This window comes from Teichococcus deserti, from assembly GCF_001982615.1.
Lineage (GTDB): Bacteria > Pseudomonadota > Alphaproteobacteria > Acetobacterales > Acetobacteraceae > Pseudoroseomonas > Pseudoroseomonas deserti.
On record NZ_MLCO01000318.1, the window covers coordinates 1 to 21277 of the forward strand.

Annotated in this window: 21 protein-coding genes; 17 read left to right on the forward strand and 4 right to left on the reverse strand. The window is 74.0% G+C overall.

The genetic code is table 11. The annotated features are described in order from the left end of the window. On the reverse strand, nt 1-1266 hold a 1266-nt coding region (locus BKE38_RS25710; protein WP_076960062.1), incomplete at its 3' end, for an acetolactate synthase large subunit. A gap of 97 nt (nt 1267-1363) precedes the next feature. Beyond that, nucleotides 1364-2710, reverse strand: a complete 1347-nt coding sequence (locus tag BKE38_RS25715) for a hydantoinase/carbamoylase family amidase (RefSeq protein WP_076960063.1) — start codon at nt 2708-2710, stop codon at nt 1364-1366. Nucleotides 2711-2831: 121 nt separating this feature from the next. Here BKE38_RS25715 and BKE38_RS25720 point away from each other — a divergent pair, with 121 nt between their 5' ends. From BKE38_RS25720 to BKE38_RS25730, 3 genes are read left to right on the forward strand one after another with little or no spacing between them, the layout of a single operon-like run. Then, nucleotides 2832-3809 carry a threonine/serine dehydratase gene (locus tag BKE38_RS25720; protein ID WP_076960064.1) on the forward strand — a complete coding sequence of 326 codons (978 nt, stop codon included), beginning with the start codon at nt 2832-2834 and terminating at the stop codon, nt 3807-3809. Continuing rightward, complete coding sequence (locus tag BKE38_RS25725) at nt 3796-4938, forward strand: MFS transporter (RefSeq protein WP_076960065.1); 1143 nt, start codon at nt 3796-3798, stop codon at nt 4936-4938. The genes BKE38_RS25720 and BKE38_RS25725 overlap by 14 nt, the downstream gene beginning before the upstream one ends. Before the next feature lie 52 nt (nt 4939-4990). Beyond that, a complete protein-coding gene (locus BKE38_RS25730) occupies nt 4991-6175 on the forward strand; it encodes an MFS transporter (RefSeq protein WP_076960066.1) in 1185 nt (394 codons plus the stop codon). Here BKE38_RS25730 and BKE38_RS25735 read toward each other — a convergent pair. Both BKE38_RS25735 and BKE38_RS25740 read right to left on the reverse strand, forming a co-directional pair. Further along, entirely contained in the window at nt 6157-6846 is a 690-nt protein-coding gene (locus tag BKE38_RS25735) for a response regulator (protein ID WP_076960067.1), read from the reverse strand. The genes BKE38_RS25730 and BKE38_RS25735 overlap by 19 nt on opposite strands. Next, nucleotides 6843-9479, reverse strand: a complete 2637-nt coding sequence (locus BKE38_RS25740; protein ID WP_076960068.1) for a sensor histidine kinase — start codon at nt 9477-9479, stop codon at nt 6843-6845. The genes BKE38_RS25735 and BKE38_RS25740 overlap by 4 nt, the downstream gene beginning before the upstream one ends. Nucleotides 9480-9692: 213 nt before the next feature. On the opposite strand from BKE38_RS25740, the gene BKE38_RS33710 reads away from it, so the two are divergent. From BKE38_RS33710 to BKE38_RS25800, 14 genes are all read left to right on the forward strand, one after another. Next, nucleotides 9693-9818 (forward strand): hypothetical protein, encoded by a 126-nt coding sequence (locus BKE38_RS33710; protein ID WP_278247648.1) that lies wholly within the window; start codon nt 9693-9695, stop codon nt 9816-9818. Between the two features lie 5 nt (nt 9819-9823). Continuing rightward, nucleotides 9824-9910: a K(+)-transporting ATPase subunit F gene (gene kdpF, locus BKE38_RS33885; protein ID WP_076960069.1), complete on the forward strand. Its 87-nt coding sequence runs from the start codon at nt 9824-9826 to the stop codon at nt 9908-9910. A gap of 4 nt (nt 9911-9914) precedes the next feature. Next, entirely contained in the window at nt 9915-11612 is a 1698-nt protein-coding gene (kdpA, locus tag BKE38_RS25750; RefSeq protein WP_076960070.1) for a potassium-transporting ATPase subunit KdpA, read from the forward strand. 12 nt (nt 11613-11624) lie between these two features. Beyond that, nucleotides 11625-13688 carry a potassium-transporting ATPase subunit KdpB gene (gene kdpB / locus BKE38_RS25755; RefSeq protein WP_408887434.1) on the forward strand — a complete coding sequence of 688 codons (2064 nt, stop codon included), beginning with the start codon at nt 11625-11627 and terminating at the stop codon, nt 13686-13688. 3 nt (nt 13689-13691) lie between these two features. Further along, nucleotides 13692-14243: a potassium-transporting ATPase subunit KdpC gene (gene kdpC / locus BKE38_RS25760; RefSeq protein WP_076960071.1), complete on the forward strand. Its 552-nt coding sequence runs from the start codon at nt 13692-13694 to the stop codon at nt 14241-14243. A 64-nt stretch (nt 14244-14307) separates the two neighbouring features. Next, nucleotides 14308-15057: a TorF family putative porin gene (locus BKE38_RS25765; protein ID WP_076960079.1), complete on the forward strand. Its 750-nt coding sequence runs from the start codon at nt 14308-14310 to the stop codon at nt 15055-15057. Nucleotides 15058-15159: 102 nt separating this feature from the next. After that, entirely contained in the window at nt 15160-15681 is a 522-nt protein-coding gene (locus tag BKE38_RS25770) for a hypothetical protein (protein WP_076960072.1), read from the forward strand. A gap of 18 nt (nt 15682-15699) precedes the next feature. Beyond that, nucleotides 15700-16659, forward strand: coding sequence for a 4-hydroxy-tetrahydrodipicolinate synthase (gene dapA / locus BKE38_RS25775; protein ID WP_076960073.1), 960 nt, complete (start codon nt 15700-15702; stop codon nt 16657-16659). Nucleotides 16660-16701: 42 nt separating this feature from the next. Next, nucleotides 16702-17058 (forward strand): hypothetical protein, encoded by a 357-nt coding sequence (locus tag BKE38_RS25780; protein ID WP_076960074.1) that lies wholly within the window; start codon nt 16702-16704, stop codon nt 17056-17058. 139 nt (nt 17059-17197) lie between these two features. After that, nucleotides 17198-18724, forward strand: a complete 1527-nt coding sequence (locus BKE38_RS25785; protein ID WP_076960075.1) for a M81 family metallopeptidase — start codon at nt 17198-17200, stop codon at nt 18722-18724. Next, nucleotides 18721-19380, forward strand: coding sequence for a GntR family transcriptional regulator (locus BKE38_RS25790; RefSeq protein ID WP_076960076.1), 660 nt, complete (start codon nt 18721-18723; stop codon nt 19378-19380). Before BKE38_RS25785 ends, BKE38_RS25790 begins: the two co-directional genes overlap by 4 nt. Before the next feature lie 18 nt (nt 19381-19398). Further along, nucleotides 19399-20649, forward strand: coding sequence for a pyridoxal phosphate-dependent decarboxylase family protein (locus BKE38_RS25795; protein ID WP_076960077.1), 1251 nt, complete (start codon nt 19399-19401; stop codon nt 20647-20649). A 157-nt stretch (nt 20650-20806) separates the two neighbouring features. Continuing rightward, a complete protein-coding gene (locus BKE38_RS31660; RefSeq protein ID WP_131829724.1) occupies nt 20807-21031 on the forward strand; it encodes a hypothetical protein in 225 nt (74 codons plus the stop codon). Between the two features lie 3 nt (nt 21032-21034). Further along, a partial coding sequence (locus tag BKE38_RS25800) for a hypothetical protein (RefSeq protein ID WP_131829725.1) occupies nt 21035-21277 on the forward strand: 243 nt, incomplete at its 3' end.

Below are 21277 nucleotides of genomic sequence, written 5' to 3' on the forward strand. Positions count from 1 at the left end.
GCCCGCCTGCAGCGTGTACATCCCCGACCCGTCCGCCTGCAGCGCGACCACCCGCCGCCCGCCCCCCGCGATCGCCGCGCCGATGGCGACGGGGAAGCCGTAGCCGATGGCGCCGCCGCGATTCTGCAGCCAGTCATGCGGCGCGGCGCAATGGGTCAGCGGCGACAGGCCGCGGCCATAGGTCACCGATTCATCGACCACGATGGCGCCTTCCGGCAGCAGCGCCGCCAGCACCCGCGCCAGCCCCTCGGGCGAGGGCGCGCCGCGCGGCCGCTCCGGCCTCGGGCCGTTGCCGGGGATCGCGACCCGGGGTGCGCCCAGCTCCTCGGCCAGCGCCGCCAGCGCCGTCACCGCATCCTGCTCCTGCCGGGTCAGCACGGTAATCTCCGCCTGCGGCGGATAGTGCAGCGAGGGGTGGTTCGGATAGCCGAAGAAGCCGACCGGCGCCTTGGCCCCCACCAGGATCAGCTGCCGGTAGCCCTTCAGCCGCTCCACCGCCGCGTCGGGCGGATAGGGCACCCGGTCGAGCGGCATCCGCCCCTGGCCGCGCTCGATCTTCGCATTGGAGGTCTCGGCCAGCACATGCGCGCCGGTATGGGCGATGATGCGCTGCAGCTCGGCCTGCGCCGCCGCGGTCAGCGCCGTCGGGCCGCCCAGCAGGATCAGCACGTCCGGCTTCTCGCGCAGCACCTTGGCCGCCGCCTGGATGGCATGGCCGTCGGCCTGCGGCATGGCCGGCACCGGCAGGGCCTCGGCCACCTGGCCGCCCGCGTCCCAGCAGGTGTCGGAGGGCAGGATCAGCGTCGCCACCTGCCCCGGCGCGGTGCGCGCCGCCTGCACGGCCACCGCGACATCGGCGCCGACCTCGCTGGCCCTGGAGGCTGTGCGCACCCAGGCCGAGACGCCGCGGGCATAGCCCTCGGTGTCGGCGGTCAGCGGCGCGTCGAGGGGGCGGTGATAGGTCGCCTGGTCGCCGACGCAGTTGACGATGCCCGAATGCGCCCGCCGCGCGTCGTGCAGCCCGGCCATGCCGTTGGACAGGCCGGGGCCGCAATGCAGCAGCGTGACGGCCGGCCGGCCGGCGATGCGCCAGTAGCCGTCGGCGGCGCCGGTGACGACATTCTCCTGCAGGCCGAGCACGCAGCGCATGCCGGGGACGCGGTCGAGGGCGGCCACGAAATGCATCTCGCTGGTGCCGGGATTGGCGAAGCAGACATCGACGCCGCTTTTCAGCAGGCTGTGCACCAGGCTTTCGGCACCATTCATGCCGGGACTCCTCCTTGGTTGGGGGCGCCTGGCCGGCGGCCCGCGCGCCCCGGGCCAGGATGCGCCGGGACCGACGGCCCCTCAAGGGAGGCGCCCGTCAATCCTGGCCGCTGGTCGTCCCGCTGGCCGTCCCGCTGGCCTCGCCATCCGCCAGGCGCAGCATGGCGCGCGCCAGCACCGCGACGCCGCGGGCGAAGTCCGCCTCCGCCATCGTCTCCTGCGGGTTGTGGCTGCCATGGGCGTTGCGGACCAGCAGCATCGCCGTCGGCACCCCGGACAGGGCGAACATCGCCGCGTCATGCCCGACCGTCGGCAGCGGCATGGCCGCAATTGCGGCCTCGGCGGCGCAGCCGGCCAGCAGCGCGCGCAGCCCGGCATCCAGCGCCACCGGCGCGGTGCCCACCTCGGCGCCCAGCGCGAAGCGGACGCCGCGCTCGCGCTCGATCCGCGCCACCGCCCCGGCCAGCACGCCGCGCGCCGCCTCCAGCACCGCCGGGTCGGTGCCGCCGAGGTTCAGCGTGAAGGCCACCTCGCCGGCCACCTTGGTCATCGCATGCTGCACCGGATCGGTGGCGAACTCGCCGATGGTGACGACGAAGTTGTCGTCGCCGGCGGCGATGCGCTCCTGCCAGAAGCGGTCCAGCGCCAGGGCGAGCTCGGCCACCGCCAGCACGGCGTCCTGCCGGTGGCCGCGCGGCATGGCGGCGGAATGGGCATAGGCGCCGTGGCAGCGCGCCTGCGGGAAGCGGATGTTGCCGCGGCAGGCGGTGGCGATGCCGAGCGGCACGCCCCGGCTTTCCAGCAGTGGCCCCTGCTCGATATGCAGCTCCAGGAAGGCGGCGAAGCCGGCCGGGTCCAGCGGCGTCTTCGGGCCCGGCGCGTGGCGCAGCGCGGCGAGATGCTGGGCCAGGGTCAGGCCGCTGTCGCGGCGGCGCAGGGCGCCGATCTCGGCCCAGGGGCTGCGGCCCAGCATCAGCCGGCTGCCGAGATAGGCGGTGCCGAACCAGGGGCTTTCCTCGCCGCGGAACAGCACCGCGCGCAGCGGCCGCCGCGGGCGCAGGCCGCTGGCGCGGACCGCCGCCAGCACCGCCAGCGCCGCCACGGCGCCGGCCAGGCCGTCGAAATTGCCGCCGTTCGGCACCGAATCCAGATGCGAGCCGGACGCCACCGCCGGCGCCTGGCCGTCCTCGCCCGGCAGCAGCAGGTGGTGGTTGCCGAAGGGATCGGCCTCGGCTTCGAGGCCCAGCGCCGCGGCATGGCGCAGCACGGCCTGCAGCGCGATCTCCTCGCCCTCGCCGAAGGCGGCGCGGGTGATGCCGGGGGCCGGCTCGCCGGTGGCGCGGCCGATCCCGGCCATCAGCGTCCAGGCCTGCGCGGTGCTGCGCTCCAGCGCGGCGGCCAGGGCAGGGTCGGTGCGGCGCAGCGTGACAGGCGGGGTCGGCATCGGCAGGACTCCTCGGCGGCCCGGCATCCTGGCACAGGCCGCCGGCCGGGCCGAGGCCGCCGCGTTGCGGCCCCGTCACCCCGGGCATAAACCTGCCGGCCAGACGAGGGAAACGCCCGCCATGCCGCTGATCGACGCCATCGAGGACGCCGCCGCGCACCGCCCCGAGGGGATGCTGGTGACGCCGCTGCTGCCGAGCCCGGGCCTCTCGGCCCTGCTCGGCGCCGAGGTGCTGCTGAAGGCCGAGCATCTGCAGACCACCGGCTCCTTCAAGTATCGCGGCGCCGCCAATGCCATCCGGCTGCTCGACGGGCCGCGGCGGGCGCGCGGCGTGGTCACGGCGTCGACCGGCAATCACGGCCAGGCGGTGGCGCTGGCCGGGCGGCGGGCCGGCGTGCCGGTGACGGTCTTCGTGGCGCAGGACGCCTCGCCGGCCAAGCTCGCCGCCATCCGCGGCCATGGCGCCGAGCTGCGGCTGCTGGAGGGCGACAGCCTGGCGGCCGAGCTCGCCGCGCGGGCCGAGGCCGGGGCCAGCGGCCGGGTCTTCCTGTCGCCCTACAACGACCTCGACGTGGTCGCCGGCCAGGGCAGCCTCGGGCTCGAGCTGCTGCAGCAGGCGCCCGACCTGGACGCGGTCTTCGTCGCCGTCGGCGGCGGCGGGCTGGTCGGCGGCATCGGCACGGCGCTGAAGGCGCATGGCGCGAAGGCCGCGGTGGTGGGCTGCTGGCCCGAGGCCTCGCCCTGCCTGCTGCGCGCGCTGGAGGCCGGCCAAATCCACGCCGTCGCCGAGCAGGAGACCCTGTCCGACGGCACCGCCGGCAATCTCGAGCCCGGCGCGGTGACGCTGGAGATCTGCGCCCGCGTCATCGACCGCCGCGTCACCGTCAGCGAGGCGGCGATGCGCCGCGCCCTCTGGCTGCTGGCCGAGCATGACCGCTGGATGGTGGAAGGCGCCGCCGGCGTGGCGCTGGCCGGGCTGCTGACGCTGGCGGAGGAGATGCGCGGCCGCCGCGTCGCGGTGGTGCTCTGCGGCCGCAACATCACGGCGGCGAAGTATCTCGCCGCGCTGAACGCCGCCGCCGCCGATGCCGCCAGCTGACCAGGCGGCGCAGCGCCGGCGGCTGCTGCGCTGGTTCGCCGCCTCGGCCAGCTTCGCCGTGCCCCAGGCCGCCGGGCCCATCGCCTTCTCGCTGCTGGCGCTGGGGCTGACCGGCGATGCCGGCCAGGGCGCCGCCATCATCCTGGCCATGACCCTGGCCCAGGTGCTGGGCGCCATTCCCGTGGCGCGGCTCGGGCGGCGCGTCCCGGCGGTGCTCTACCTGAAGCTGCTGGTCGGGCTGCGCAGCGCGGCGCTGCTGGCGATCGCGGCGCTGGCCGCGGCGGAGGCGCCCTTCGCCTGGCTGGTGGCGGCCGCCGGCCTGGCCGGCTCGGTGAACGGCGCGGCGCATGGCTATCTGCGCGCGGTGCTGAACCAGCTGGCGCCGGCGGCGCGGCTGCCGCGGGCGCTCGGCATTTCCGCGACGCTGAACGAGCTGACCTTCGTGCTGGCGCCGGTCGCCGCCTCGGGCCTCGGCAGCATCTCGCCGGTCTTCGCCCTGCTGGCGCTGACCGCGCTGGGGGCGGCGCCGATCCTGCTGGTGCCGCATCTGGGCCGCGCCCCGCAGCCGGCGGGCACCGTGGCGGGCGGTGGCGGCGTGCTCAGCCGCGCCATCCTGCTCTGGCTGCTCTGCTCCACCGCCGGCGGCGCCACGGTCGCCGCCCTCGAGATCGGCGCCGTCGCCCTGGCGCTGCGCTTCGGCCATGCGCCGGAGCTCGCCTTCCTCTTCACCGTGCCGCTCTGCCTGGCGTCCGTCGCCGGCGGCGTCTGGGCCAGCTGGCGCGCCCGCATGGCCCGGCCGCGGGTGGTGGTCGGGCAGCTCTGCGTCATGACGCTGGGTGCGGCGCTGGTGGCGCTGCAGCTTTCGGTCGCCGCCACCATGGCGGGCGCCGTGGTGGTCGGGCTGGTGCTGGCGCCGCTGGGGACGCATTACTCGCTGGTGCTCGACGGCCTGGCGCCGCCGCACCGCCGCGCCGAGGTCTTCTCGCTGCTGCGCACGGCGAATTCGCTGGGGGTGATCCTCGCCAGCGCGCTGCTGACCGCGGTGTCGCTGTCGGCCATGCTGGCCGCCGTCGCGGCGCTGATGCTGACCGCGGCGATCGCCGTCGGGCTGGCGACGCGCGGCCGCTGAAGCGGTGCCGCGGCTGTCATCAGCCTGTCAAGGATACGGCCTATAACGCGGCATGCCGCGACACCTGGCCATCCTGATCATCCTCGCCGTGACCCAGATCACCGGCTGGGGCGCCGTCGGCGTGCTGCCGGTGATCGCGCGGCCGGTGGCAGAGGAGTTCGGCGCGACGCTGCCGGAGATCTTCCTGGGCAGCTCGGTGATGTTCGTCGCCATGGCGCTGGCAGCACCCTGGGCCGGGCGCGGCTTCCGCCGCTTCGGCACGCGCCAGGCGATGGCGGCGGGGGCGGCGGCGATCGGGCTCGGCCTGCTGCTGCTGGCGGCGGCGCCGGGCCTGGCCGCCTTCTGGGCGGCCTGGGCGCTGCTCGGCGTCGCCGGCGCGCTGTTCCTGACCACCGCCGCCTATGCCTATCTCGCCGAGGTCGCCGAGGACGCGGCGCGCGGCCTGATCGGCACGCTGATGCTGGCGACCGGGCTGGCGAGCAGCGTCTTCTGGCCGGTCACCGCCTTCCTCGAGCACGCCATCGGCTGGCGCGGCGCAGCCGGCCTCTACGGCGCGGCGATGCTGCTGCTGGTGGCGCCGCTGGTTCGCCTGGGCCTGCCGGCGGCCGGGGCCGCCACCGCCGCGCCGGGCGCCTCCGGCATGGCGCGGCCGGGGAAGATCTTCGGGCTGCTGGTGGCGGCGATCGCGCTGAACAGCTTCGTCACCTTCGGCATCGAGGCGCTGGGCATCACCCTGCTGCAGGCCATGGGAGCCGAGCTGCCGGCAGCCATCGCCATCGCCTCGCTGCTGGGCGTCTTCAAGGTGGGCGGGCGGGTGATCGACCTGCTCGGCGGCCAGCGCTGGGACGGGCTGTCCACCGGGCTGGTCGCGGGCGGCATGATCCCGCTGGGGCTGGCGGCGATCGGGCTGGGCGGCGCCGGCTGGCTGCCGGTCGGCCTGTTCCTGCTGCTCTTCGGCCTCGGCAGCGGCGCCTTCGCCGTGGCGCGCGCCACCATGCCGCTGGTCTTCTACAGCAGGGGCGACTACGCCGCCGCCATGGCGCGCATCGCCCTGCCGATGAACCTGATCAACGCGCTGGCGCCGCCGGCGCTGGCGGCGCTGCTGTCGGGCATCGGGCCGCAGGCGGTGCTGGCGCTGCTCGGCGCGCTCAGCCTCGGCGCCTTCGCGCTGCTGCTGCGGCTGAGGATGCTGCGCGGCAGGGCGGCTGGCGGCAGCGGCTACTCGGCGAAGCGGTAGCCGACGCCCGGCTCGGTGCGCAGCAGCCCGGCGGCGCGGCCCAGCTTCTGCCGCAGATGGCCGACATAGACGCGCAGATACTGCGCCTCCTCCGCCTGGGCCGGGCCCCAGACGGCGGTCAGCAGCTGCTGCTGGGTCAGCACCCGGCCGCGGGCGCGGGCCAGCGTGACCAGCAGCGACCATTCGCGCGGCGTCAGATGCAGCGGCGGGTCGTCGTCGAGCCGGGCCTGGCGGCGCGGGATGTCGATGGTCAGCGGCCCGACCGCCAGCATCGCCTCCTCCGGCGCGGCCTCGCCCAGCGCGGCGCGGCGCAGCGCGACGCGGATGCGCGCCAGCAGCTCGGCCAGGGCGAAGGGCTTCTCCACATAGTCGTCGGCGCCGGCATCGAGGGCGGCGACCTTCTCATCCTCCTGCCCGCGCGCCGAGACGACGACGATGGGCGCGGCCAGGAAGGCGCGCAGCTTCGGGATCAGCCGCTGGCCGTCGATGTCGGGCAGGCCGAGATCGAGCAGGATCAGCGCCGGATGCCGGGTGGCGGCCAGGCGCAGCGCCACCTCGCCGGTCTCCGCGCGCAGCGGCTCGTAGCCGGCGGCCTCCAGCGCCGGGCCGAGGAAGCGGTGGATCTGCTTCTCGTCGTCGACGACGAGCAGCTTCGGGCGGCTGGCGCTCATGCCGGCAGGTGTATCGTCATGCGGGCGCCGCGGCCATGCTCGATCGGGCTTTCGGCGGTGATGCGGCCGCCCATGGCATGGGTCAGGCCGCGGCAGATCGCCAGGCCCAGCCCGCTGCCAGCCGGCGCCGCATCGCCGCGGCGGACGCGGAAGAAGGGATCGAAAATCTGCGTCAGCTGGTCGGGCGGCACGCCGATGCCGCGATCCTCGACGGCGATCGCGACCTCCGGGCCGCGGCGCGCCGCGCGCACCAGGATCGGCGTCCCCGCCTCGGAGAATTTCTGCGCGTTGTCGAGCAGGTTCGCAAGGATCTGGTCCAGCAGCACCGGGTCCAGCCGCGGCTCGGGCAGGCGGGGCTCGAGCTCCAGGGTGATGGCGCGGCCGCTGCGGCGGGTGACGCGCTCGGCCGCGACGCGGATGGCGTCGGCCAGGTCGACCGGCTCGCGCTTCGGCGCCACCTGGCCGCTTTCCAGCCGGACGATGTCGATGACATTGCCGAGGTAGCGGGCCAGCCGCACCGTCTCCTCGCGGGCGGTGGCCAGCAGGTCGTCGCGCACCGCGTCGGACAGCTGGCGGCCCGAGGCCTGCAGCGTCTCCAGCGCGCCGCGGATCGAGGTCAGCGGCGTGCGCAGGTCATGGCCGATCGAGGCCAGCAGCGCCGAGCGCAGCGCCTCGGTCTCGGCCCGCGCGGCGTTGCGGGCATGCGCCTCCATCAGCTGGGCGCGTTCCAGCGCGACGGCGGCCTGGTCGATCAGCGCGTCGAGGGCGCGGTCGCGCTCGGCATCGATCTCGCGCGACACGCCGCCGGTCATCTGCAGGCCGAGCAGGCCCATGACGCCGTTCGCGGTGCGGATCGGGCGGAACTGCCAGTCGGCCGAGGGCAGCGCGTCGGTGGCATGTCCGGCGCGGGTGCCGCGCGCCAGCGCCCAGCGCGCGGCGGCCATGGACGCGGCGTCGGGCTCGGCCTCGATGGGCCGGGCGGCGCGCACCACCGGCTCCTCGTCCAGCGGCAGCAGCACGCAGGCGGGGCGGTCGGCCAGGCCGCCGGCCTCCTGGGCGATGACGCTCAGCAGGTCGCCGGTGGAGCTGGCGGCGGAAAGCCGGCGCGACAGCTCGACCAGCCGGCGCATGCCGTAGAGGCGGGCGCGCGCCGTGCTGACCGAGCGCCCCAGCCCGCCGGTGGTGCCGGCCAGCAGCAGCGCGACGCAGAAGAAGATCGCCGCGCCGGTGAATTCCTGCATCCCCGACATGGCGAAGGTGTAGCGCGGCAACAGGAAGAAGAAGTCCCAGAGCAGGAAGGAGAGCAGCGCCCCGGCCGCCGCCGCCGCCGGGCCCAGCATCGCCGCCAGCGCCACCACGCCGGCCAGGTAGATCATGCCGAGCCCGCCTTCCGGCACCGCGCCATCGGCCCAGAGGCTGAGCGCCGTGGTGACGCCGGCCATCGCCGGCACGGCGATCCAGGCCGCCCAGTGCGGCAGGCCGGCGGCCTCGCGGCGGATGCGGGGGGTGACGCCGGAGGGGGCGGGCACCAGGTGCAGGGTGAAGGAGCCGGCCTGGCGCACCAGCGCGGCCGTCAGCGTCCGCCCGGCCAGCCGCCGCCAGAAGCCGGGCCGGCCGCGGCCGATCACCAGATGGGTGGCGTTGTGCGCCCGGGCATGGCGCAGCACGGCGGCGGGCAGGTCGCGGGCGACGGTGGTCTCGACCTCGGCGCCCAGCTGCTCGGCCAGCCGCAGCGCCGGCGACGGGCTGAGGCCGGCGGCGGCGCCCAGCATCTCGACATGCAGCGCCAGCAGCGGCGCGTGCAGCGCATCGGCGATGCGGCGGGCCTGGCGCACCACCTCCTCGGCGGTCGCGTCGCGGCCGACCAGCGCCAGCACCCGGTCGGTCGAGGGCCAGGGGCCGGAGATGGCATTGGCGCGCATATAGCCGGTGACATCGGCATCGACGCGCTCGGCGGTGCGGCGCAGCGCGATCTGCCGCAGCGCCGCCAGGTTGCCCTCGCGGAAGAAGCCCTTCAGCGCGCGGGCGGCCTGGTCGGGGCGATAGACCTTGCCCTGGCGCATCCGCTCCAGCAGCTCGGTCGGCGGGATGTCGATCAGCTCGACGGTGTCGGCGCCGGCCAGCACATGGTCGGGCACCGTCTCCTGCACGCGGATGCCGGTGATGCGCGCGACATCCTCCGACAGGCTTTCCAGGTGCTGGACGTTCATCGCCGTCCAGACCTCGATGCCGGCGTCGCGCAGCTCCTCGACATCCTGCCAGCGCTTGGGGTGGCGGCTGCCGGGGGCGTTGCTATGCGCCAGCTCGTCGACCAGCAGCACGGCCGGGCGGCGGGCCAGCGCGCCGTCCAGGTCGAATTCCTCCAGCGCCTGGCCGCGATAGGGGATCTGCCGCCGCGGCAGCAGCTCCAGCTCGCCGATGCGCGCCACGGTGTCCTGGCGGCCATGCGTCTCGACCAGGCCGATCACGACATCGGCGCCGGCGGCGCGGATGCGATGCGCCTCGCCCAGCATCTCGTAGGTCTTGCCGACGCCGGGCGCGGCGCCGAGGAAGACCTTCAGCCGCCCGCGCCCCTCCCGCTGCGCCAGGGCCAGCAGGGCATCGGGATCCGGGCGCGGCGGCGGCTCGTTCATGGGCGGCGGGGCATCGGGGGCGGGGGCGGCTCCAGGCGGGCGGCCGGGCATTACGCGGCGGCGGCATCAAGAGGCTATAGCAAGTCATGCGGCCGCGCATAAAAATCCCATAAAACCGGCCGCCCCGACGCCGCGTGTTTATGGGTTTTTTACGCGGCTGCCCGGCAGGACATATCGAATTTTTGCGCGCCCGGCGCCTAGCAACGGCAGGCCTTGAGAAGGCTTCCCGTTCTCCATCGCGCGAGTTCGTCCCCGATGATCGACATCCTGCTGCTGGCGCTGGGCCTCGGCTTCTTCGGCCTGATGGTCGCCTATGCCGCGGCCTGCGAGAAGGTCTGACCGCCATGCTCGACCTGATCCTGGGCGCCGGCGTCTGCCTCGGCCTGCTCGGCTATCTGCTATGGGCGCTGCTGCGCCCCGAGGACCTGTGATCCCATGACCCTGATCGGATGGGCGCAGATCGCGCTCGTGCTCGCCGCGATCGTCGCGGCGGCCATCCCGCTCGGCCGCTATGTCGCGCTGGTCGCCGCGGGCCGCGCCCGCTGGCTGCGCCCGGTCGAGACGCTGTTCTACCGCGCCGGCGGCATCGATCCTGACGCCGGGCAGAGCTGGCGCGGCTATGCGGTCGCCATGCTGGCGGTGAACGCCGCCGGCTTCCTGCTGCTGTATCTGATCCTGCGGCTGCAGGGCATGCTGCCGCTGAACCCGCGCGGGCTGGATGGCATTCCGCCTTACCTGGCCTTCAACACCGCCGTCTCCTTCGTCGCCAACACCAACTGGCAGGCCTATTCGGGCGAGGTGGCGATGTCCTACTTCTCGCAGATGGCCGGCCTGGCCGTGCAGAACTTTTTGTCCGCGTCGACGGGCATTGCGCTGGCGCTGGCCGTGTCGCGCGCCTTTGCCCGCGGCGGGCTGCAGAGCCTGGGGAATTTCTGGGCCGACTTCACCCGCATCTCTCTCTATGTGCTGCTGCCGATGGCGGTGGTGCTCGGCCTTGTCTTCGTCGCCCTCGGCATTCCGCAGAGCTTCGCCGACTATGTCTCGGCGACGACGCTGGAGGGCGGCACGCAGCTGATCCCGCTGGGGCCGGCCGCCTTCCAGATCGCCATCAAGCATCTGGGCACCAATGGCGGCGGCTTCTTCGGCGTCAACTCGCTGCACCCCTTCGAAGGGCCCAGCGCGCTGGTCACCGCCCTGCAGACCTGGGCACAGGCGGTGATTCCCGTGGCGCTCTGCGTCACCTTCGGGCGCATCGTCGGCGACGCCCGCCAGGGCCGCGCGCTGATGCTAGTCATGCTGGGCTTCCTGGTCGCCGCCACCCTCGCCATCTACGCCGCCGAAGCCGCCGGCACGCCGGTCATGGCCGCCCTCGGCGTCGATCCGGCGCAGGGCAACATGGAAGGCAAGGACGTCAGGTTCGGCCTGGCGCTGGCCGCGCTGTTCACGGCGACCACCACCGGCGCCTCCTGCGGCGCGGTGAATGCCATGCTGAGCAGCTTCACCCCGTTGGGCGGCATGGTGCCGCTGTTCCTGATCCAGCTCGGCGAGATCCTGCCGGGCGGCGTCGGCTCCGGCCTCTACGGCATGCTGGTCTTCGCGCTGCTGGCGGTCTTCGTGGCCGGGCTGATGGTCGGGCGCACGCCGGAATATCTCGGCAAGAAGGTGCAGGCGCGCGAGATCAAGCTGGCCATGCTGGCGGTGCTGGTGCTGCCGGCAACGATCCTTGGCTTCACCGCCGTCTCGATGGTGCTGCCGGCCGCCGTCGCCTCGCTGGCCCATGCCGGCCCGCACGGGCTGACGGAAATGCTCTATGCCTATACCTCGGCCGCCGGCAACAACGGCTCGGCCTTCGGCGGCCTGACCGCCGACACGCCCTGGCTGAACACCACGCTCGGCATCGCCATGCTGCTCGGCCGCTTCGCCTATGTCGTCCCCGTCATGGCCATCGCCGGCAGCCTGGCCGCCAAGGTGAAGACGCCGGAAGGCAGCGGCACCCTGCCGACGCATGGCCCCCTCTTCGCCGGGCTGCTGGCCGGCGTCATCCTGATCCTGGGCGGGCTGCAGTTCCTGCCCTCGCTCGCCCTCGGTCCCCTGGCGGAGCATTTCTCGATGCTCGCCGGCAAGACCTTCTGAGGTCCCGATCCCATGGACATGTCACTCCCCGCCGAGAGCGGCAGCCGGCGCGAGGCCGGCGGCATCGGCCTCGACCGCGCGCTGCTCGGCCGCGCGTCGCTCGACGCGCTGGTCAAGCTCAATCCGGCGAAGCTGCTGCGCAACCCGGTGATCTTCGTCACCGAGGTGGTCTCGCTGCTGGTCACCCTGCTGGCCGTCGCCGCCGCGATCCGTGGCGATGCTTGGGGCTTCCAGGCCGCCATCGCCGGCTGGCTCTGGGTCACCGTGCTCTTCGCCACCTTCGCGGAAGCCGTCGCCGAGGGCCGCGGCCGGGCCCGCGCCGAAAGCCTGCGCCGCGCCCGCAGCGAGGCCCGCGCCAAGCTGCTGCTGCGTGCCGACGACCGCACGCTGTGGCAGCCGCGCGCCGCGACCGAGCTTCGCGTCGGCGACCTGGTGCTGGTCGAGGCCGGCGACCTGGTCCCCTCCGACGGCGAGGTGGTGCAGGGCATCGCCTCGGTCAACGAGGCGGCGGTGACCGGCGAGAGCGCGCCCGTCATCCGCGAATCCGGCGGCGACCGCTCGGCGGTGACCGGCGGCACCACGGTCGTCTCCGACTGGCTGGTGGTGCGCATCACGGCAGCGCCGGGCTCGACCTTCCTCGACCGCATGATCGCCATGGTCGAGGGCGCCGCGCGGCAGAAGACGCCGAACGAGATCGCGCTCGACATCCTGCTGGCCGGCATGACGATCATCTTCCTGATCGCGGTGGCGACGCTGGTGGGCCTGGCCTCCTGGAACGGCCGGCCGCCCTCGGTGCCGGTGCTGGCGGCGCTGCTGATCACGCTGATCCCGACCACCATCGGCGGGCTGTTGTCCGCCATCGGCATCGCCGGCATGGACCGGCTGGTGCGCTTCAACGTCATGGCCACCTCCGGCCGCGCGGTCGAGGCCGCGGGCGACGTCGACGTGCTGCTGCTGGACAAGACCGGCACCATCACGCTCGGCAACCGCCAGGCCGCCGGCTTCGCGCCGGCGCCCGGCGTCGAGATCGGCACGCTGGCCCAGGCGGCGCTGCTGGCGTCGCTGGCCGACGAGACGCCGGAAGGCCGCTCGATCGTCGCCTTCGCCCGCGAGCGGCACCACCTGCCGCTGCCCTCGCTGCCGGCCGATGCCCAGGTCGTGCCCTTCACCGCGCAGACCCGCCTCTCCGGCCTCGACACGCCAGAAGGAAACTACCGCAAGGGCGCGGTGGATTCGCTGCTGCAGGCTTTGGGCATCGAGGCGCCGGCTGCCTTCCGCCAGGAGGTCGAGCGCATCGGCCGCGCCGGCGGCACGCCGCTGGCGGTTGCGCAGAACGGCCGGCTGCTCGGCCTGATCGAGCTGAAGGACATCGTCAAGCCCGGCATCCGCGAGCGTTTCGCCGAGCTCCGCCGCATGGGCATCCGCACCGTCATGGTCACCGGCGACAACCGCCTGACGGCCGCCGCCATCGCGACGGAAGCCGGCGTCGACGACTTCATCGCCGAGGCCACGCCGCAGGACAAGCTGGGCTACATCCGGAAGGCCCAGGCGGAAGGCCGGCTGGTCGCCATGGCCGGCGACGGCACCAACGACGCGCCGGCGCTGGCCCAGGCCGATGTCGGCGTCGCCATGCAGACCGGCACCCAGGCGGCGCGCGAGGCCGGCAACATGGTCGACCTGGACAGCGATCCGACCAAGCTGATCGAGGTGGTGGAAATCGGCAAGCAGCTGCTGATCACCCGCGGCGCGCTGACCACCTTCTCCATCGCCAACGACGTCGCCAAGTATTTTGCGATCTTGCCGGCGATCTTCGTCGCCTCCTATCCGGAGCTCGGCGCGCTGAACGTCATGCATCTGGCCAGCCCGGAAAGCGCCATCCTCTCCGCGGTGATCTTCAACGCGCTGATCATCGTGGCGCTGGTGCCGCTGGCGCTGCGCGGCGTGCGCTACACGCCATCGGGCGCCGCCGCGCTGCTGCGGCGCAATCTCCTGATCTATGGCCTGGGCGGCATTGTCGCGCCCTTCGTCGGCATCAAACTCATCGACATCATTCTCGTTCTGCTGGGGGTGTTCTGAGCCATGACCGGCATCCTTCGTCCCGCCGCCACCACCGTGGTCCTCTTCACCGCGCTGCTCGGCCTGGCGGCGCCCGCGGCGCTGACCGGCCTGGCCGGCGCGGCCTTCCCCGACCAGGCCGGTGGCAGCCTGGTCAGCCGCGACGGCGCCGTGATCGGCTCGTCGCTGATCGGCCAGGCCTTCGCCGAGCCGCGCTACTTCCAGCCGCGGCCTTCGGCGGCAGGCGATGGCTATGACGCCAGCGCCGGTGCCGCCTCGCAGCAGGGGCCGACCAGCGCCAAGCTGGTGGAGGCCGTGCGCGAGCGCGTCGCCGCCGCCGGCGCCCAGCCGGTGCCGGCCGATGCGGTCACCGCCTCCGGCTCCGGCCTCGACCCGCATGTCTCGCCGGAGAATGCGGCGCGGCAGGTGGCGCGCGTCGCCGCCGCCCGCAACCTGCCCGAGGCGCGGGTGCAGGCGCTGCTGCAGGAGCATGTCGAAGGCCGCGAATTCGGCCTGCTCGGCGAGCGGCGCGTCAACGTGCTGCGGCTGAACCTGGCGCTCGACGCGCTGCGCTGAGGTGTTCCCGGCGGGGGCTGCCATCGCGGCCCCCTCCTTCTCCTTCCCCATCCTGGATACCGACATGACCCGCCTTGCCTGCGCGGCCGGCCTCGCCATGGCCGCAGCCCTTCTCGCCCCCCTGGCCGCCTCGGCGCAGATGCGCGTCGAGGCGCTCGGCCTGACGCTCAGCGCGACGCCCGCCGCCGCCAGCGACTATCTGTTCCGCGGCATCAGCCAGACGCGCAACCGCCCGGGCGCCCAGCTGACCGTCGAGGCGCTGCATGACAGCGGCTTCTATCTCGGCGTCTTCGCCAGCAATGTTGCTTTCGCCGGCAGCAATGCGCGGCAGGAGCTCGACCTGCTGGCCGGCTACCGCTTCGAGGCGCTCGCCATCGCCTGGGACCTGGGCGGCGTTGTCTACAGCTATCCCGGCTATGACCGGCCGGCCGGCGGCTACCGCTTCGATTATGCCGAGGCGGTGCTGAAGGCGAGCCGGAGCCTGGACGCCGTGACGCTGCTCGGCACCGCCGCGGTCTCGCCCGACTTCTTCGGCCAGTCCGGCCTCGGCGTCTATGTCGAGGGCGGCGCCGATGTCGCGCTGCCGCTCGGCCTGACCGCCTCGGGCCGCCTCGGCTACCAGTGGATCGAGCGCGAGCCGCGCTTCGGCACGCCCGACTATCTGACCTGGTCCGCCAGCCTGTCGCGCGAGCTCGCCGCCGGCGTGACGCTGGCCGTCGGCTATTACGGCACCGACATCGGGCGGGGACGCTGCTCCGGCGGCCAGAAGATCTGCGACGACCGCGTGATGCTGACGCTCAGCCGCAGGTTCTGAGGCGGGCCGCCGATCCCTTTATTGACTTTTTATGGATCCCTGCCGCAATCCGCATCGCTTCTTGATGGCGGCAGGGCGCAGAACCGCGGCGTGGAGGTACCCATGCCCATTCCTGCCGACAGCACCGACCCGCACAGTCCGACCGACGCCGCGATGACGCTGCTCACCCGCCCTGCCCGCATCCATGCCATCCTGCGCCAGTCCAGCGAGCATGATGGCGGCCTGCTCGACGCCGTCGGCGCCTCGACCGAGGACCGCGTTCTGGTCGTCGGCGGCAGCACCGCCGACCTGCTCTGCGCCTCGGTGCGCCGCGGCTGCCGCGCGGCCACCGGCGTCTGCCGCGCCCCGGCCCATCCGGACGCCGCCGAGGTGGTCCTGGCGCCGCGCGTCGCCTCGCTGGAGCAGGCCGAGGAGATCGCCTGCTGCGCCCGCAAGGCGCTGCGGCAGGGCAGCCACGAGGGCCGGCTGGCGATGCGGCTGCGCGGCGCGCATCCGCGGCACCTGGCCCGCCGCCTGGTCAGCCGCCTGCAGGCCCTGGGCTATGCCCGACTGCGGCTGCGCCACGGCGCCGGCCAGGCGCTGGTGATCACCGGCCGTTTTCCCGTCCTGTCTCCCGTCGCCTGAGGTCCGCGCCCCGTGTCGATGCGCCCTTCCTTCCTGCCGCTGCGCGGCGCCATCCCCGCGCTCGCGACGCCCTTCCGCCCCGGCGACGGCGCACTGGACGCCGCCGCGCTGGCCCGGCTGGCCGAGCGCGCCGTCCACCGCGGCGCTGGCGGCGTCGTCGTCTGCGGCAGCACCGGCGAGGCCGCCGCCATGACCCCCGACGAGCAGTCGCGCGCGCTGCATGCCGTGGCCGAGGCGGTCGGCCACCGCGTCCCGGTCATCGCCGGCGCCACCGCAAGCTGCACCGAGGCGACGGTCGCCCTGGCCGTCGCGGCGGAGGCCTGCGGCGCCGCGGCGCTGCTCTGCGCCGCGCCGCCCTATGTCCGGCCGTCGCAGGAGGGGCTGCGCGCGCATCTGCGCGCCGTCGCCGGTGCCTGCGGCCTGCCGGTCATCCTCTACGACGTGCCGGCCCGTGCCGGGGTGCGCTTCGAGGATGCGACGGTCGCCCGTCTTTTCGAGGACGGCGTCGTCGCCGCCCTCAAGGACGCCACCGGCGAGCTCGCCCGCCCGCCGGCGCTGCGCCGGCTCTGCGGCGCTGAGCTGCCGCAGCTCTCGGGCGACGACGCGACCGCGCTGGCGCATCTGGCGGCGGGCGGCCTGGGCTGCATCTCGGTCACCGCCAATCTGGTGCCCGGGCTCTGCGCCGCCCTGCAGCAGGCCTGGCGCGCGCAGGACATCGAGCGCGCGCAGCAGCTGCAGGACTGGCTCTTTCCGCTGCACCAGGCGCTGTTCGCCGAGACCAACCCGGTGCCGGTGAAGGCGGCGCTCGGCCTGCTCGGGCTTTGCGACGGCGCGCCGCGCCTGCCGCTGCTCCGGGCCGGGGAGGCGACGCGCACCGCGCTGCATGACGCGCTGCAGGGGCTGATGCCGATGGAGGACTCGCTGGCCCGCCGCCGCCCGGCGCCGCGCCCCGCCTGCGCGGCCGTCCTGCCCGGCTGAGCCGCGGTTCCCCGGCGGTCCCTTGCGTGGCAGGCTGGGCGCATGACCGAGACCGATCTCTCCCGCACCCTCCGCGTCCGCGCCTATGGCGCCGCCATCCGCGACGCCGGCCGCGTCTTCCGCCTGGCGCCCGGGGCCGAGCTGCGCGCCGCGCTGCGGCGGGCGGCGCTGGCCGCCATCCCGAAGCAGGAGGGCTGGACCACGCAGGTCTTCACCCTGGAGCGCACCAGCCCCGAGGAGAAGCTGGCCGTGCTGCTCGACCAGCTGGCCCGGCGGGAGATGGGCGGCGACTTCGCGGCCGGCCTGGCCGTCAGCCTGGATGGCGCGACCGCCGTGCTGGTGGCCACCGCCCGCGATCCGGCGCGGATCGCCCGGCTGCGCGCTGCCCTGGCGAAGTAGTCCGCCCATGGCGGCGGGGCAGCCCGGCGCCCGCCGGTCCGCACCGGAAACTTGATCACAAACTGTCAAATTCCGGTTTGACAGCGAAATGGCGCCCCGCCATCCTCCGGGGCACCGTCCGTTTGTGATCAAGTTTTCCATGACCCGCATCCTCGTCGGCCAGCTCTGGCAGGAAAGCCACGACTTCAACCCGGTCCCCACCCTCGCCGCTGATTTCGCCGTCGAGCGGGGCGCCGCGATGCTCGCCGCCAATGCCGGGGCCGGCAGCACGCTGGGCGGCATCCTGCGGACCTTGCGCGCGGCGGGGGTGGAGCCAGTGCCGACGCTCGCCGCCCGCGCCCGCCCCGGCGGCAAGGTGGCCGGCGCCGTCTATGAGGGCTTGCGGGAGGAAATCCTCGGGGCCGCGCGCCAGGCCGGGCCGCTGGACGCGGTGGTCTTCGAGCTGCACGGCGCCATGACCGCCGAGGGCCATGACAGCCCGGAGGCCGATCTGATGGGCCATCTGCGCGCGCTGCTGGGCCCCGCGGTGGTGATCGCCGTCGGCCTCGACCTGCATGCCCATGTCACAGACGCGCTGCTGCGCGCCTGCGACATCGTCACCGCCTGCAAGGAGAACCCGCATTCCGACGTGGTCGAGGCCGGCGAATGCGCCGCCCGCCTGGCGCTGGACACGCTGTCGGGGCGCATCCGCCCGGTGACCACTATGATCAAGCTGCCGATGCTGCTGCCCGGCGGGTCGGAGACGGTGGACCAGCCGCTGGGCACGCTGCATGCCATCGCGCGGCGGGCGGTGGCGGCGGATCCCGCGCTGCTCGACGTCTCGATCTTCAACGTGCATCCCTTTCGCGACGTGCCCGACATGGGCCAGGCGGTGCTGGCCATCGCCGATGCGGATGACGCCGCGGCCGACCGCGCGGCGCTGTCCGTGGCGCGGCCGATGTGGGCATGGCGCGCGCAGTTCAGGCATGAATTCCCCGATGCCGATGCGGCGCTCAAGGACGTGCTGGCGCGGCCCGCGGCGCGGCCCTTCGTCCTGTCCGACCGCGGCGACCGCGTGCTGGCCGGCGCGCCGGGGGACGGGCTGCATCTGCTCGACCGGCTGCGCCGGCTCGGCCTGCCGCTGCGCGGCGCCTTCCCGGTGACCGATCCGCAGACGGCGGCGGCCGCCATCGCCGGCGGGGTGGGCGCTGTGCTGGATCGGCAGGTCGGCGGCCGCATGACCCCGGGCTTCGCGCCGCTGCCGCTGCGGCTGACCGTGCTGCGCACCGATCCGGTCGGCGAATTCGTGCAGAAGGGCCCCTACCAGGCCGGCCAGCGCAGCACGCTGGGACCCTGCGCCGTGCTGCAGGACGACCGCGGCAACCTGCTGCTGGCCACCACCGCGGCGGCGATGACGCAGGACCCGGCGGCCTTCACCAGCCAGGGCATCGACATCGCCGGGCTGGATTTCGTCGTCGCCAAATCCGGCAACCATTTCAAGCTGAGCTTCGCCGGGATCGCGACGCCGCTGGTGGTCGACACCCCGGGCATGGGCAGCTACCGCGCCGGCTTCTTCCCTTACACCAAGTCGCGCTTCTGGCCGGAAATCCAAACCCTGGAACTGGGAGACATCCATCTGCGGCGCTTCGGCCGGCACCAGCCCGCCGATGCCACGGTGCCGGCATGACGGAAAGCGCCGCGCTGCGCGCCCAGGCCTATGCGGCGCTGCGGCTGGCGCTGTCCTCCGGCCGCTTCGCGCCGGGGCAGAAGCTGGTGCTGCGGGGCCTGGCGGAGGAGCTCGGCGTCTCGCCCATGCCGGTGCGCGAGGCGCTGAACCGCCTGGTCGCCGAGGGCGCCCTGGAATCGCGCGACCGCCGCTCGATCCGCGTGCCGCTGCTGACCGCCGACGACCTGCGCGAGCTGCGCGACATCCGCATCGAGGTCGAAGGCCTGGCCGCCGGGCGCGCCGCCCGCGCCGTGACCCCGGCGCTGGTGGCCGAGCTGCGCGCCCAGGCGCTGGGCATCCGCGCCGCCCGCGCCCGCGGCGATGTCGCCGCCGATGCGCGCGCCATCCGCGACTACCACTTCGCCATCTATCGCGGCGCCCGCATGCCGGCGCTGGAGGGGCTGATCGCCTCGCTCTGGCTGCGCACCGGCCCCTATGTGCCGCTGCTCTTCCCCGACTACGCGCGCGGCCGCACCGGCGAGGAGCGCCGCCGCCTGACCGAGGCCATCGCCGCCGGCGACGCTGCCCTGGCGCGCGCCGAGATGGCCGCCGACATCGACGCCGCGCTGACCTGGCTCGCCGCGCGGCTCGAGGCCGGCCGCGCCGCCACCGCCTGATCCCAAGGGAGAACCGCCATGCCGGACCATGCCCCAGGCACCGCCCGCCTGCCCTTCCCCGATGCCGGCGCCGCCTGGCCGGAGTTGGAGGCAGGCCTGATCCAGGCGAAGGAGAAGGATGTCGACTGGCGGGCCGGGCGGCTCGCCGTCTACACCTACTACCGCGACGAGGCGCTGCTGCAGGTGGCGCAGGACGCCTATGCCCACTACTTCACCGAGAATGCGCTGGGCAAGCGCGCCTTCCCTTCGCTGGCGCGGCTGGAGGGCGAGGTGGTCGAGATGGGCCTGTCGCTGTTCCACGCGCCGAGCGGGGCGGGCGGGTCCTTCACCAGCGGCGGCACCGAAAGCATCTTCCTGGCGGTCTGCGCGGCGCGCAACGCGAAGCCGGTGGCCGGCCGGCCGAACATCGTCTGCTGCGAGACGCTGCACGCCACCTTCAACAAGGCGGCGATGTTCCTCGGCCTCGACGTCATCCGCACGCCGATGACCGCCGATTTCCGCGCCGATCCGGCGGCCATCGCGGCGGCGATCGACGACAACACGGTGATGATCGGCGCCTCGGCGCCCGGCTATTCGCATGGCGTCTTCGACCCCGTCGCGGCGCTCGGCGCGCTCGCCGCCGCGCGCGGCCTCTGGCTGCATGTCGATGCCTGCATCGGCGGCTTCCTCAATCCCTTCTGGCCCGATGCCGTGCCGGATTTCGACTTCCGCGTGGCGGGCGTCACCAGCCTCTCGGCCGACCTGCACAAATACGGCATGGCAGCCAAGGGCGCCTCGCTGCTGCTGCTGCGCGACGCCGCGCTGAAGCGGCATCATTCCTTCGAGTTCGACGCCTGGCCGCGCGGCACCTATGCCACCGAGACCTTTTCCGGCAGCCGCCCGGCCGGCTCGATCGCCGCCGCCTGGGCGGTGCTGCGGCATCTCGGCCGCGCGGGCTATGTCGAGAATGCGCGGATCATCCACGACGCCAAGGCGCGGCTCGCAGCCGGCATCGAGGCGATCCCAGGCCTTCGCGTGCTGCGTCCCTCGGAGCTCTGCATGCTGCTCTACGGGGCAGAGGATCCGGCGATCGATCTCGACGCCCTGGCCGAGCGGCTGGGCGCCCGCGGCTGGTTCGTCGGCCGCAACATGCAGCCGAAATCCATCCACCTGGCGCTGAACACCGTGCATGCCGGCACGGTCGGGCCCTATCTCGCCGATCTCGCCGCCGCGGTCGCCGAGGTGCGTGCCGGCGCGCTGCGCGGCGCCGAGGACCGCCGCACCTACTGAGCCGGCCTGCCTGGCATGGCCTGGCATGGCTTGGCTTGGCCCGCGGTGCCGCCGGCTGCGCCGCGGGCGGTCGCGCCTCCATGCCGGAAAAAAGAGATTGTGGATTTTACTTGCCGGCCATAGCGTGCCAGTCGTCGTTTGGTAATAACTGAAAGAAATGAAAATTTCTTTCATCGATAGATCGAACAAGGAAAAATCACGCGCCGTGCAGCGCGCGAGCGAGGGGAGTGTCCGGCAGCTTTCCGACCCGGCCATGGCCGCCGGCGGCTTCGGCGGGATGGTCCGACATCCGATTGTTTCTTGCGGCATTGACTCGGTGGCCCTGGGACGCGCGGTGCCGCCGCGCCCCTGGCCGCGCGCCGAATGGACGGACGGTGGCTGAACCATGAGCCCTTCGCAGCACGCCCCCCAGCCTGCCCGTCCCGCCCGGGTGGAGCCGCGCGGCTATCCCGGCGCCGACCGCGAGGATGGCGGCTGGCGGCCCGGACGGGTGCTGGCCTTCGCCGGCTCGGCGGCGCTGCTGGGTCTCGGCGGGCTTGGCATCCTCAACCTGCCGCAATGGCTGGAGCCCTCGCCGGCCGCGCCGCCGCCGTCCCTGCTGGCTGCCCAGGCCCCACCTGCCCAGGCC

Bases quoted from the DNA above. Each gene is read 5' to 3' on its own strand.
- kdpB (WP_408887434.1), top strand. From the start codon at position 11,625: ATGGACATGTCACTCCCCGCCGAGAGCGGCAGCCGGCGCGAGGCCGGC.
- kdpF (WP_076960069.1), top strand. From the start codon at position 9,824: ATGCTCGACCTGATCCTGGGCGCCGGCGTCTGCCTCGGCCTGCTCGGC.
- BKE38_RS25770 (WP_076960072.1), top strand. From the start codon at position 15,160: ATGCCCATTCCTGCCGACAGCACCGACCCGCACAGTCCGACCGACGCC.
- kdpA (WP_076960070.1), top strand. From the start codon at position 9,915: ATGACCCTGATCGGATGGGCGCAGATCGCGCTCGTGCTCGCCGCGATC.
- BKE38_RS25740 (WP_076960068.1), bottom strand. From the start codon at position 9,479: ATGAACGAGCCGCCGCCGCGCCCGGATCCCGATGCCCTGCTGGCCCTG.
- BKE38_RS25715 (WP_076960063.1), bottom strand. From the start codon at position 2,710: ATGCCGACCCCGCCTGTCACGCTGCGCCGCACCGACCCTGCCCTGGCC.
- BKE38_RS25785 (WP_076960075.1), top strand. From the start codon at position 17,198: ATGACCCGCATCCTCGTCGGCCAGCTCTGGCAGGAAAGCCACGACTTC.
- BKE38_RS25730 (WP_076960066.1), top strand. From the start codon at position 4,991: ATGCCGCGACACCTGGCCATCCTGATCATCCTCGCCGTGACCCAGATC.
- BKE38_RS25780 (WP_076960074.1), top strand. From the start codon at position 16,702: ATGACCGAGACCGATCTCTCCCGCACCCTCCGCGTCCGCGCCTATGGC.
- BKE38_RS25725 (WP_076960065.1), top strand. From the start codon at position 3,796: ATGCCGCCAGCTGACCAGGCGGCGCAGCGCCGGCGGCTGCTGCGCTGG.
- BKE38_RS25735 (WP_076960067.1), bottom strand. From the start codon at position 6,846: ATGAGCGCCAGCCGCCCGAAGCTGCTCGTCGTCGACGACGAGAAGCAG.
- BKE38_RS25765 (WP_076960079.1), top strand. From the start codon at position 14,308: ATGACCCGCCTTGCCTGCGCGGCCGGCCTCGCCATGGCCGCAGCCCTT.
- BKE38_RS25795 (WP_076960077.1), top strand. From the start codon at position 19,399: ATGCCGGACCATGCCCCAGGCACCGCCCGCCTGCCCTTCCCCGATGCC.
- BKE38_RS31660 (WP_131829724.1), top strand. From the start codon at position 20,807: ATGAAAATTTCTTTCATCGATAGATCGAACAAGGAAAAATCACGCGCC.
- dapA (WP_076960073.1), top strand. From the start codon at position 15,700: ATGCGCCCTTCCTTCCTGCCGCTGCGCGGCGCCATCCCCGCGCTCGCG.
- BKE38_RS25720 (WP_076960064.1), top strand. From the start codon at position 2,832: ATGCCGCTGATCGACGCCATCGAGGACGCCGCCGCGCACCGCCCCGAG.
- kdpC (WP_076960071.1), top strand. From the start codon at position 13,692: ATGACCGGCATCCTTCGTCCCGCCGCCACCACCGTGGTCCTCTTCACC.
- BKE38_RS25790 (WP_076960076.1), top strand. From the start codon at position 18,721: ATGACGGAAAGCGCCGCGCTGCGCGCCCAGGCCTATGCGGCGCTGCGG.